At 48.8% G+C, this 11,858-nt stretch carries 10 protein-coding genes and 3 tRNA genes; 7 read left to right on the forward strand and 6 right to left on the reverse strand.

Going from position 1 to position 11,858, the window contains the following annotated elements:
* The 3 genes from NZ875_04715 to rsfS form a co-directional block, all read left to right on the forward strand.
* On the forward strand, positions 1-237 hold a 237-nt coding region (locus NZ875_04715; GenBank protein ID MCS7175042.1), incomplete at its 5' end, for a phosphate acyltransferase.
* Positions 209-2,029 (forward strand): glutamine--fructose-6-phosphate transaminase (isomerizing), encoded by a 1,821-nt coding sequence (gene glmS / locus NZ875_04720; GenBank protein MCS7175043.1) that lies wholly within the window; start codon positions 209-211, stop codon positions 2,027-2,029. The genes NZ875_04715 and glmS, both read left to right, overlap by 29 nt.
* Positions 2,030-2,033: 4 nt before the next feature.
* The gene (gene rsfS / locus NZ875_04725; GenBank protein ID MCS7175044.1) at positions 2,034-2,360 is read left to right on the forward strand and encodes a ribosome silencing factor; all 327 of its coding nucleotides are present in this window, start codon (positions 2,034-2,036) and stop codon (positions 2,358-2,360) included.
* Here rsfS and fba read toward each other — a convergent pair.
* A complete protein-coding gene (fba, locus tag NZ875_04730) occupies positions 2,357-3,289 on the reverse strand; it encodes a class II fructose-1,6-bisphosphate aldolase (protein MCS7175045.1) in 933 nt (310 codons plus the stop codon). The genes rsfS and fba overlap by 4 nt on opposite strands.
* A 31-nt stretch (positions 3,290-3,320) precedes the next feature.
* Positions 3,321-3,410, reverse strand: a tRNA-Ser gene (locus NZ875_04735).
* A gap of 47 nt (positions 3,411-3,457) precedes the next feature.
* On the opposite strand from NZ875_04735, the gene NZ875_04740 reads away from it, so the two are divergent.
* Positions 3,458-4,309, forward strand: coding sequence for an ATPase (locus NZ875_04740; GenBank protein ID MCS7175046.1), 852 nt, complete (start codon positions 3,458-3,460; stop codon positions 4,307-4,309).
* A 4-nt stretch (positions 4,310-4,313) separates the two neighbouring features.
* On the opposite strand, the gene NZ875_04745 is transcribed toward NZ875_04740, so the two are convergent.
* A tRNA-Pro gene (locus NZ875_04745) sits at positions 4,314-4,390 on the reverse strand.
* A 155-nt stretch (positions 4,391-4,545) separates the two neighbouring features.
* Here NZ875_04745 and NZ875_04750 point away from each other — a divergent pair.
* Together NZ875_04750 and NZ875_04755 are read left to right on the forward strand one after the other, a co-directional pair.
* On the forward strand, positions 4,546-6,567 hold the full coding sequence (locus tag NZ875_04750) for a hypothetical protein (protein MCS7175047.1): 2,022 nt from the start codon (positions 4,546-4,548) through the stop codon (positions 6,565-6,567).
* 17 nt (positions 6,568-6,584) lie between these two features.
* A complete protein-coding gene (locus NZ875_04755; GenBank protein ID MCS7175048.1) occupies positions 6,585-8,618 on the forward strand; it encodes a S8 family serine peptidase in 2,034 nt (677 codons plus the stop codon).
* A 65-nt stretch (positions 8,619-8,683) separates the two neighbouring features.
* On the opposite strand, the gene NZ875_04760 is transcribed toward NZ875_04755, so the two are convergent.
* Genes NZ875_04760 through NZ875_04770 form a run of 3 tightly spaced genes read right to left on the reverse strand, consistent with a single transcriptional unit; the run spans position 8,684 to position 11,680 of the window.
* Complete coding sequence (locus NZ875_04760) at positions 8,684-10,015, reverse strand: TldD/PmbA family protein (protein ID MCS7175049.1); 1,332 nt, start codon at positions 10,013-10,015, stop codon at positions 8,684-8,686.
* Entirely contained in the window at positions 10,012-11,457 is a 1,446-nt protein-coding gene (locus NZ875_04765) for a TldD/PmbA family protein (GenBank protein MCS7175050.1), read from the reverse strand. Before NZ875_04765 ends, NZ875_04760 begins: the two co-directional genes overlap by 4 nt.
* Before the next feature lie 37 nt (positions 11,458-11,494).
* Entirely contained in the window at positions 11,495-11,680 is a 186-nt protein-coding gene (locus NZ875_04770) for a hypothetical protein (protein MCS7175051.1), read from the reverse strand.
* A 56-nt stretch (positions 11,681-11,736) separates the two neighbouring features.
* On the opposite strand from NZ875_04770, the gene NZ875_04775 reads away from it, so the two are divergent.
* A tRNA-Met gene (locus NZ875_04775) sits at positions 11,737-11,812 on the forward strand.
* Positions 11,813-11,858: the final 46 nt, after the last annotated feature.

Here is an 11,858-nt window from a genome sequence, read left to right on the forward strand (position 1 = left end):
GGCGCACTGTTACTTTCAAGATCCCTCCGCAGGATGATGGGCGCGCTCGATCCTAGAACCTACGGTGGAGCGTTCATACTGGGTGTGAACGGGCTCGTGGTGAAGGCACACGGCTCTTCAGACAGAACGGCGATAAAGAACGCCATCAGTGTCGCTTTGAAGGGTGTGGAGATGAACTTGGTCGAGACGATCGGGGGTGAAATACAACGTGTGCGGGATAGTGGGGTTGGTCGGTGATGTGACCCTATCCGATCTTGTGGAAGGCCTCGAGAGGTTGGAATATCGAGGCTACGATTCTGCGGGCGTTGCTTTCCTCAAAAACTCTTCACTCTTCATAGAGAAGAACAAAGGTAAGGTGGAAACTTTAAAAAGTAAACTCGCCGAGATGATCGGTGAAAGGATAACGATCGGCATAGCGCACACACGCTGGGCAACGCACGGAGAGCCGAACGACATCAACGCCCATCCACACACTGACTGTCAGAACAAACTCTGCGTGGTGCACAACGGGATCATAGAGAATTTCAAAGAACTCAGAAAAAGACTCGAAGAAGTTGGACACAAGTTCGTATCCGACACCGACACGGAGGTCATACCACACCTGATCGAAGAATACTACGATGGCGATCTCCTGGATGCCGTACGCAAAGCCGTCAAATTGTTGCAGGGAAGTTTCGCCATCGCGGTGATCCACGTGGACCATCCAAACACCATCGTCGGTGCGAGGAAAGGTTCTCCTTTGATCTTGACCACCAACGGCGAGATCGCCGGACTCGCTTCCGACGTGACACCCTTGCTCAAATACTCCAGAGACATGGTCTTTTTGGAAGATGGTGACATCTTCTACATCACCGTGGATCGCTTCGAGATCTTCGACGTTCTGGGAAGAAAGAAGGAACGCAAGATCGTCCGCATAGACTGGTCGTACGAGACGGCACAGAAGTTTGGTTACAAACATTACATGTTGAAAGAGATCTTCGAAGAACCCTCTTGCGTTACAGCCACGCTCACGGGAAGGATCAGATCTGGCAAGGTGAACCTGCCGGAGATAGAGGACCTTCAGGATCTTCTGAAAAAAGCGAACAACTTGAAGGTCGTTGCGTGCGGTACGAGTAGTTACGCTGCTTTGTCGTTCAAATACTTTCTCGAAAACATGTCGAACGTTTCGGTGGACGCGGAAGTTTCATCCGAGTTCAGATACAAAAAACCCAACTTCGATTCAGACACCGTCGTGATCGCGGTGTCCCAGTCCGGTGAGACGGCAGACACGCTCGAATCGATACGCTTGGCGAAGTCCAAAGGAGCGAAGATCATCGCCATCACCAACGTCGTTGGTTCCACCTTGATGCGTGAGGCGGATCGCACACTGTTACTCAACGCAGGACCGGAGATGAGCGTTGCCGCAACGAAAAGTTATGTGACGCAACTCGTACTTTTACATCTGCTCGGTTTGAAAGTGATCGAACTCAAGGACCAATGGAACCAAGAATGCGCGAAAATTTTGGACAGTCTGTTGCGCCTCCCCGAAGTGCTCGACGCCGTGCTCAACAGATCAGAACTCGTAAAGGAAATCAGCTTGAAATACAAAGACTTTCAACATTTCATGTACATAGGCAGAGGTTACAGTTATCCAACGGCACTCGAAGGGGCGTTGAAACTCAAAGAGATAAGTTACATACACGCCACCGCCTATCCAGCGGGAGAACTGAAGCACGGTCCGATCGCATTACTTGGTCCAGAGTTCCCAGTCTTCGCCATAGTCCCCATGGACAAACTCTACAGCAAGATGAAGAACAACATCATAGAATGCAAAGCGCGCAAGGCGAAGGTGATAGCGCTCACGAGTGATGATTGTGACGATGTGCACGACATCGTGGACGATACGATCAGCGTGAACAGTTTTCCTGAACAACTCTATCCGATCCTCATGGGACCCATCATTCAGCTGTTCGCTTACTACATAGCCGATGCGCTCGGACACGATCCGGACAAGCCGAGGAATCTGGCCAAGAGTGTGACCGTGGAGTGATGAGATGGAGATTTTGAAAAGATTGCTCGATGTGATGAATCAAAAAGAAGCGATCAACACTGTGGTACTAGATATGAGAAAAACCCCAATGCCTGCGGATTTCTTCGTGATCGCGACGGCAAACTCACAGACGCACATGAGCACCTTGAGAGATGCGGTGGTGGAGTTCTTCCTAGAGAACAACCACAATCTCATCTACTTCGACAAAGGTGAAGGCTACGATTGGTTGTTGATAGACGCTGGAGACATCGTCGTACACATCTTCACGGCGCACGGAAGGGAGTTCTACGATCTCGAAGGTCTCTGGAGCGATACAGCCAAGCTCTTTTAAATTTGATTGCTACATCCCAAAACGTTCCTCATCTTGTGCTTGACCACTTGCTTTATCGCTTCGCGCGCCGGACCGAGGTACTTTCTCGGATCGAACTCTTCAGGATGCAGCGCGAACACCTCACGGATGGTCGCCGTCATGGCGAGTCTCAGATCGGTGTCGATGTTGACTTTACATATACCCATCGTTGTAGCCTTCCTGATCATTTCTTCTGGCACGCCCTGTGCACCTTCGAGCTTTCCACCGTACTTGTTCGCCTTCTCAACCAAATCTGAGAGAACGCTCGAAGCCCCATGGAGTACCAGAGGAAAACCTGGCAGTCTTTTGGCGATCTCTCCGAGTCGTTCAAAATCTAGCTTTGGTTCACCTTTGAACTTGTAAGCACCGTGGCTGGTACCGATCGCGATCGCCAAAGAGTCGACGCCCGTCCTGTGGACGAACTCAACGGCCTTTTCTGGATCGGTCATAGACGCTTCCCTCTCGCTAACCACCACGTGTTCCTCGACACCGACGAGCCTGCCGAGCTCCCCTTCCACCACGACACCGCGCGCGTGGGCGTAATCGACGACTTGCTTGGTGAGCTTCACGTTCTCCTCGAAGGGCAAATGCGAACCGTCGATCATGACGGAGGTGAAGAAGCCTGTATCTATGACGGCTTTGCACAGTTCAAACGAATCACCGTGGTCCAGATGGACACAGATGGGAATATCTGGAGCATCTTCCAAGGCGGCCTGTATGAGCTTGATCAGATAGGTCTGCTTGGCGTACTTGCGGGCACCTGCAGAGATCTGAAGGATCACGGGTGCTCTCTCTTCTTTGGCTGCCTCGATCACACCTTGAAGGATTTCCATGTTGTTCACGTTAAAAGCACCTATAGCGTACTTACCGTAGGCCTTTTCGAACATCTCCTTCGAACTCACCAAAGGCATGCGCAAAACCTCCCATAGATGTCTTGAACGCTGGCGGAGGCGGTGGGATTCGAACCCACAAGGGGGCTTCGCCCCCACCGGTTTTCAAGACCGGCTCCTTAGCCAGTTCGGACACGCCTCCGTTGATATTATACTCGCGATTGGAACGTTTGAAAAGGAGGGATGCACATGATCGTGCTGGGACTCGATGGCGGTGGGACCAGCTTGAAAGCCACCTTGGTGAAGGATGGAAAGACTTTGAAGCGAAAAACGTTCGAAAAGGGTGTCAACATAAGTGCTGTGAACGTTTTGGAATTGGAACGGATCGTCAAAGAAGTGAAGAGTTGGTCTGGCCCAGTCGATGAAGTCAGAGCCGCATTCTCCGGTGCTGGAGATCCCCAAAGGAAAGCGATCCTCCGTGAATTGATCGAGAAAATATTTCCTCATTCAAAAAATTCCATCTTTTCAGACGCTGAAGGTTTGATCGTTTGTTGTTATTCTGGTCAACCTCTCACGATCGCCATAGCTGGTACAGGTTCGATCGTCGTGGGAGTGGACCAAAACGGGAAATTCATCAGGAGCGGTGGTTGGGGTCATCTGTTCGACGATGAAGGCAGTGCGTTCAGCATAGTCAAAAACATCATCATTGAAGCTTTATTGTACTTCGATGGACTTTCAGGCTTTGATCCTGTGTTCAATTCGTTGCTTGAACACTTCGGTTACGATGAACTTCCACAGCTTGCGAACCTCCAAAGATTGAGCGATTTCAAAGAAAAAATAGCTTCCTTCGCGAAAGCCATGCCCGACACGGAGCTCGTTCGAAGGATCATGAAGAAAGAGATCAAGTTACTCGTCGACAGGGTCAAGCAAGTGCTGGGCGCAACGAACGCCGATAAGGTCTATGGTTTTGGAGGTATGTTCAACAACGCCGAGTACAGAAGGATATTCCTTTCACTTTTGAAAGACGTCGAGTTCGAGATCTTGAAAATCGATGTGGACGAAGCGCTGGCAAAGAAAAAGGAGTTGATCGAGCTCAAATAAAAATTGGTCGGGGCGACTGGACTTGAACCAGCGACCTCCTGCTCCCAAGGCAGGCGCGCTAGCCGTCTGCGCTACGCCCCGACCACGGTATTAATGATACCATCAAAAACGGCACGTTTCAAGACCCGAATGAAGATTCACACTGCTTCATTATAGATGAAGAGATGAATTTGTAAGCTGTATTGTGGTTATAATATTAAACAAAGATGAACCTGAAGCTTGGGGGGTGTTTCAGGATGGTTTTGAAACGTCAGCTCATCTTACTGAGTGTGGTTGTTTCAGTGCTGGCAATTCTATCTGCTTGTCTTGCCACTGCACCGACTCCTTCTGGTCCAACTCCGCCAGCAACTCCAACAATCCCAGCAACTCCAACCTGGCAAGACATACCAGATCGAGTCACAGGGAAAGGATTGTCCGTAACTGTGAACCTCGCCGATTATCTCAACGATCCAGACAAAGTTGTAGAAACGATCGTTTTGAAAGAAGGACCTGGCAGTGTGTCCAACGGTGTTTACTCTTGGACGCCAGATTCGAAAGGCACATTCAACATAACAATCGCTGCCCGTACCAAAGCTGGTCAGGAAATAACAAAATCGTTTCGAGTGATCGTTAAACCATCTGGCACGTTCACGATCTACGTGACACAGTTCAACTCTGGCCCAGCGGTCTTGGGAGCAACGGTCATCGTCAAGGATGATTCGGGAAACGTTCGTGGTTTTGGTTCGACCGATGCGGATGGAAAAGCCTCCTTCCTCGTCAGGTTGGATTCGGCTCAAGAGTTGTTGAACGTGTTCATCAGCAAACCAACACACGCAAAGACTGTGATCTTCGGTGTAAGATTACAAGAAGATCAAACTTTTGAGCTGACCACCACCTTGAGAAAAGCTGCTTACGCTGAAACGAAAACGGAAATTCCTATATCGGTGAACGTCAAAATCTACACCAACGCCAGCAAAACCACCGAGATCGATCCGAACAACGTTACTCAAGATACAATCTACGTCAGTGTGACGGCAACACCGATCGAATTCAACGAAGGAATAAACACCATTTACGCAAAAGTGGGTGGGGTACCTGGTACCAGTTTCTTCACAGCTCCAAGGTTAATCAGTTATTCATCCTCACTTGAAGGACTTCTCAGTGTGAAAGAGTTCGATGGGCTTGTACCACTCATCGTAGATGTTTATGATCACAACGACAACAAAGTGGAAAAAATAGTATGGCTCAACGTGGTGAGGAACGCTGTTTCAGTCAATCCATACCTTGTAGAAAGGATAAGTAGCAGACCTCCTATACAACCAGATTTGATAGCCTACACGAAAAACGGTGCCAGTGAGTTTTACAGTAAACCACCCATTGAAAAGTTCAATATACCAAGACAGCCTTTGAAATTTGAAGATTTCGAGTTCGCTCCGATGGCTTCACCAGACGACAAAACGAACCTGTGGATCGAAGTCAGATGGTTGCCACATGCAAGTTCAACTCAGTTTTCCTCCACAACCCCACCGAAAGCTTATAAGATCTACAGATCTTTCGATGGGACGAACTTCGTTCCGATAGCAACTGTGGATTCATCACGAAACTTTTTCAGAGACTCTTCACCCCTCTTGAGCGTTGGCAAGGAAACTTGGTATGCCGTCGCATCGGTGTACGATGGATATGAAGCTACGAAAACTGTGATAGGTTCCGTCACACCCCTTCCAATGTTTCAGATCGAATACATCGGTCCTCTGAACGGTGCAACGAACGTTTCGAGAGATCCAACCTTCGCATGGCGGTTCAAAGGCCTTGAAGCCTACGTTCCACCAGCCAACGATACGACGCGCTCGTTGGAATACTTCTGGGATATTTGGTTGTACGATCTGACGGTTAATACCGCGGGACGCTACAGATTGGTAAATATCATTAACGGCATACCATATTACTATTTCTTTGTTCCAGCCACACCAGCCAATCCTAACCCAACGGTTCAGGTGAAATTCAGTGATTACTATATAGAGAAGAATCCTAACACGTACTGGGTAGATTTTGCTGCAGATTCTCCATATCCTTTCGACAAACTTCAAGCCAACAAGACTTATTCTTGGGGAAACGAACTTTTAGTGGCTCGATTGCTCTACAATGGACTGAGCTTGGCAGATCAAAATAAAAGATTCCTCGCCGTTGCTTACGCCGTTCATACAGACTATGCTCCTATATTTAATCCGTTCCGTGTAGAACCAGCTATTTATCATACTTTCACCACCGGTTCTAACTGAGAAGGGGGGTGTGAAAGATGAAAAGATTCGGTGTGATCTTTCTATCGATCGTTTTCGCCGTTCTGCTTTTAGTTTCATGCGTTGCACCAATTAACAGTGTGAGCGGCCAAAAACCAGTTCAAAATGAGCCAACGTCAGCGAAACAAACGAACTTGATAGTCTTCGGCCAGTTGAAGGATGGCGAATACGTCGAAGGTAAGGTGCTCGTAGGTTACGAAGATAGATCGGCGGCGATGAAAGTTGTAGAACTTTTGAAAGGAACCATCGCGGTGGATCTTCCCCAGATCAATATGATATCCATCAAGTTCAATGGAACCGTCGAAGAAGCTTACGAAAAGATCAAGTCTGCCAACATTTCCGGCATAAAGTACGTCGAACCGAGCTACAAAAGAGAGCTCATCAAACCTTTACCCGTCGATGATACAACGATCAAGAGTATAGATACAGTGAAAACCACCTCTTTGAGAGGTGAAGAAGAATTCAGCCACGCACTTTGGGGTTTAGAAGCGATCGGCGCTCCTCAAGTTTGGCCACAACTCACCGGAAGATACATCACAGTGGCCGTAGTCGATACAGGGGTGGATGGTACCCATCCTGACCTCGTCGGTCAAGTCATGGGAGGATATAAACCTTCAAGTGATGAAATCTTACCTCCAAACTCTGATTCTTCCTTCGGTGGTGCGCACGGCACTCACGTGGCGGGGACCATAGCAGCCAAACGTGATGGTAAAGGCATCGTGGGTGTGGCACCCGACGCTAAAATAATGCCTATAGTCATATTCGAATTTGATCCAATCACAGGTGATTACGTTTACGTTGGTGACGATGAAGTTGCCGAAGGAATCATCTGGGCTGTCGATCATGGTGCGAACGTGATGAACCATTCTTGGGGAGGATGGGGCTACAGTCATACGTTGAAATTGGCCTTCGATTACGCATTGGATCGTGGGGTGATCATGGTCGTTTCGGCAGGGAACGATCATTCAATTCAGCACTTTCTCTATCCAGCGAACTATCCTGGGGTGATACAGGTTGCTGCGGCGGAATACCACGGTGGTCAATACAGAACTGTGTGGTTTTCCAGCAGGAGCGATGCCATAACGGTGGCAGCACCCGGGGTGAAGGTGCTTTCAACAGTAGCTGGACAAAATTCTGTAGGCTATGAAGGTCATTCCGTAGTTTCGTCTGCAAACAATGGAACTTACGACTATTATGAAGGTACGTCCATGGCTGCCCCACACGTGACGGGCGTCATCGCACTGTTGTTGGAAAAGTATCCCAACGCAAAACCATGGCAAATTAGAAGATTGATCCAACAAACAGCTTTCGACATAGATGAACCTGGCTTCGATTACAGCTCTGGTTATGGCTTGATCAACGCAAAGAACGCTTCAACAGCATCTTTACCATCTTCAGGCGGATTGTCCTTCGATGTCGTAGTGACAGACGCTTATGAAGAATGGCGCATTCCAACGGTCTTTGTGAGGTTGAAACGTCTAAACGGTGCCGGTGGAGATTACTATGCCAAAACTGATTTTGATGGTGTGGCACGCTTTTCCAACATCGATGCTGGCCAATATCAATTGATACTCGGTGGGCCAGACAGCTGGGAAAGATGCTGGGCTCCTTATTCAGGACCTATGGGATGGGCCATCAATTGGAGAATGGAAGAAGAAAGGCAAATAGAAGAGATCGTCAATTTGACGAACGATTCGACGAAAACTTATAATTTCAGTTCACAGTTCAAATTGAAGTTGAACACAAACCTCACCACCAACGCTTCGGTGACGATCTACAACTTACTTGGCTCAATACTAGAAGAATTAACTTACACAACCAGCCAGATCGATCTGTCTCATCTTTCAGGTTTATTCAAAATCGGTGTGAGGATCGATCAACCGGCAACTGAAACTATCACGATCGAAGCCACAGTCACACTGAACGGTCATGAAATATATGTTATTGGAGAGATTGAATCTGACGCAACTTCCACGATCCTTTCAGATTTTTGGGGAGATTCCGCTTGGTGGACGGTGTTTGGATCGAATTGAAGTTGCATCTTTGAAAGGCAATGAAACCGCCTCGGGCCTTTGCTCGAGGCGGTTTTTTTGAATTTTCATGCAGTTTTGGAAGTGAATTTGAAGTTTTTGATCTTCATGTACGGTGCGACCTGTGGGGTGTATTCTGAAGCTACCGATTCGAGCTCTTTAGATATCGCTTCTATGTTCTGCGTCATTTCGAAGAAGCTTACGTTGAATCTCATGTTCTTTATCGGCTTGGTGAGTTGACCTTTTTCGATGATGAACGTACCGTCTCGAGTCATACCTGTGAAGATCGCCTCTTGGTGATTGACTATGTTCATGTAGTGGAACCTGTTCACGTAGATACCTTTTTCAGTGCTTTTGATGATCTCTTCGACTGGAACGCTACCAGCTTCCACCACGAGGTTGACCGGCGTGCTCAAATCTAGATCGTCCAAGCTGAAGGAATGACCTGTGGGTTTCTTGTTGAACCTCATCGCTGCGCCGTGGGCATAGAAAACATTTTTGAAAATCCCGTTTTCGATGATGGGCATCTTTTCTCTCTTTTTTCCACACAGATCATAAAACAGAGGTATCTGCATCGGATGCGTTGGATCGTCGAACACGTTCAGCTCATCTGGCCCTATTTTGTTGCCGAGATGTTTCGCTGATGGACTTATCTTGAGCTCGTGCGTGTAACCATTCGTGCAGAGCCAGCCAAAATACATGAACAGATCGCTCACCGCTTCGGGCCCCAGCACGACGGTGTAACTCCCTGGGTCTATCTCCACAGGTTGTTTCGACATCTTCGCGAACCTCACCGCGCGCTCGACCTTCTCATCCACGTTCAGAGCTTCATAGTTCCTCGCCACACCGGAGGCATAACCACTGCCAGAATCGTGCATCGCCACCACGTTGAAATTCACACCACCGAAAGATTGATACAAGAAAGTCCCATTCGAACTCATGATCACGTTCTCCGTGACGTTGTCGCTCACGTAACCAAAGATGAGCACATCTTTTCCAGCGATCTTCAACATCCTATCGAAAACGCTCGCCCTCTGCTCGGCAAAGACTTTCTTGAGAGATTCATCCACGTTCTCCACGGGATAACCAACCGAGACCTCAGGAAGCTTGAATTGATAGTCCAGAGGCGTTGCGACCTCGAGCATCTTCTCGAGCTTTTCACGGAGCGATTTCAAACCACTCACCGTCAAGTCGTTGCTCGTTACGAGCGCAAGCTTGTTATCCTTGGTGGCGAGAACCGATAGAGAAATCTTCCTTTCGGCAACGTTCTGGTGGATTTGACTGTTCGCAAAACGTGTGAGCGCTTGGTCTTGCTCCCAAACCACGGCGAGGAATTTCATACCGATGAAATGTTCGTTCATCAACCTGAACAGATTTCTGTAGAAAGTTTCGCCCCTCATCTTTTCACACCCACCTTCACCTTTCTGAATCTGGCTGGAGATGCACCGTGACCCACGTGCATCACCTGCATGGGTTGGCCTTTCCCACAGTTCGGCACGCCCCACACGTGCCAGAAAGACTCGTTCGCTACACCGTCACACTTGTTCCAGAAGTTCGGTGTGATATCGTAGTACACGGGGTTTTTGAAAATCCTTCCTGTGAGTTTTCCACCCTTTATTTCGTAAGCGATCTCCGTGGCGAATTGAAAGTTCAATCTCAGATCGTCTATGGACCAGCTCTTGTTCGTATCCAAAAGAAAACCGTAATCTATCCCTGCGATGAGTTCTTCCAGGGTGTATTTGCCCGGCAAGAGGTTTATGTTCGTCATCCTGATGATCGGTGGATGGGACCAGCTGTCCGCGCGCGCCGCACCGTTGGACCTCAAACCGAGTTCCGCGGCAGTCTGTCGGTCCATCAGATAGCCGACGAACAAGCCGTTCCGAACGATGTAGCTCTTTTGAGCCTTTACACCTTCATCATCGAAACCGAAGCTCCCAAGTCCACCTGGAACGGTCGCATCCGCCGTGATGCTGACGTGCTCACTTCCATATTTGAGCTTGCCGAGCTTGTCGAGTCCAAGAAAACTTCCACCGGCGAAGCTCAACTCAGAACCCATCACTCTGTCCAACTCGCTCGGATGACCACAAGATTCGTGTATCTGCAAAGCCAATTGATTACCAGAGATGATGACGTCGTACTCACCGGGTTCTATCTCTGGTGCGTCCAACAACATGACCGCTTCTTCCGCAACCTTCGGTGCGTGCTCGAGCAATTTCATGTCTTCCACGAACTCCCATCCCCTCGTGGCGTGGTCTCCACCGAAGCTTGCAGGATAAGATCTTTTCTGAAAACCACCCTCCCCCACAGCGTTCGCTTCTATGCCCGCACCAGTTATGTAGATCTCCTGGCTGATCAAAGAACCCTCCGTGTTCAGAAACAGTTTGTCGATCCTTCGAAAGTTCATCGAACCTGTGGCGCGCACAACCTTCGGATTTTCCTTCATCTTCAACGTGGCCATCTTCAAAATCTCTATCTTTTCATTCTCGCTCACCAAGAAAGGATCCTTCATCACAGGGGATTTGAAAGCTGCTTTGTGCACAGGTTCCGGTGCGAGTTGAACTTGCTTGTTCGCTCTCTTGTTCGAGGCCATAGCGATCTCCAAAGCTTTCAAAGCGGTTTTTTCGAGAGCAGCCTCGCTCCGTTCGTCCGTGGCTGCGAACCCCCAGCCGTTCTCATACAACACCCTTATACCCGTACCCACATCGACACTGTTAGAGAAGCTCTTGAGTACACCGTTTTCGACGAACAGTTCTTGTCTCACATGTTCTTCATAGCGAATATCCGCGTAACGTGCTCCCTTGCTCTTGAGAAACTGCAACAACTTTTCTAGTTTTTCCTGCATCCGCCTACCTCCCTTCGCACAACGAAGAAAGCAGGGATCAATCCCTGCTTTCTTCCTCATCACTCAATATCTCTTTCAAAGCTTTTTCTATGTTTTCTTCACTCATCTTCTGCCCAGACTGGAGTATCATTAAGGCAGCCTTGATCACGACGATTCGGGGATAACGCTTCATGAGTCTTCGGATCGGGTCGAGCTTTAGAGCCTCGGTCTCCAAGGTGATCACCGCCCTCAAAGCCCTTGACACTCGCAAGGGCAAGCTGTATAATGAACTGTGGTCACGGGCTCGTAGCTCAGTGGGTAGAGCGCCCGGCTCATAACCGGGTGGTCGGGGGTTCGAAGCCTCCCGAGCCCACCAAATCAGGGAGCGCAAAGCTCCCTTTCTTATTGATATTTTACCATCG

This window comes from Pseudothermotoga sp. (genome assembly GCA_025060105.1).
GTDB lineage: Bacteria > Thermotogota > Thermotogae > Thermotogales > DSM-5069 > Pseudothermotoga_A.

What these genes read in the sequence shown, in the direction of transcription:
- rsfS (MCS7175044.1), top strand. Translation starts at nt 2,034, where the DNA reads ATGGAGATTTTGAAAAGATTGCTCGATGTGATGAATCAAAAAGAAGCG.
- fba (MCS7175045.1), bottom strand. Translation starts at nt 3,289, where the DNA reads ATGCCTTTGGTGAGTTCGAAGGAGATGTTCGAAAAGGCCTACGGTAAG.
- NZ875_04740 (MCS7175046.1), top strand. Translation starts at nt 3,458, where the DNA reads ATGATCGTGCTGGGACTCGATGGCGGTGGGACCAGCTTGAAAGCCACC.
- NZ875_04750 (MCS7175047.1), top strand. Translation starts at nt 4,546, where the DNA reads ATGGTTTTGAAACGTCAGCTCATCTTACTGAGTGTGGTTGTTTCAGTG.
- NZ875_04755 (MCS7175048.1), top strand. Translation starts at nt 6,585, where the DNA reads ATGAAAAGATTCGGTGTGATCTTTCTATCGATCGTTTTCGCCGTTCTG.
- NZ875_04760 (MCS7175049.1), bottom strand. Translation starts at nt 10,015, where the DNA reads ATGAGGGGCGAAACTTTCTACAGAAATCTGTTCAGGTTGATGAACGAA.
- NZ875_04765 (MCS7175050.1), bottom strand. Translation starts at nt 11,457, where the DNA reads ATGCAGGAAAAACTAGAAAAGTTGTTGCAGTTTCTCAAGAGCAAGGGA.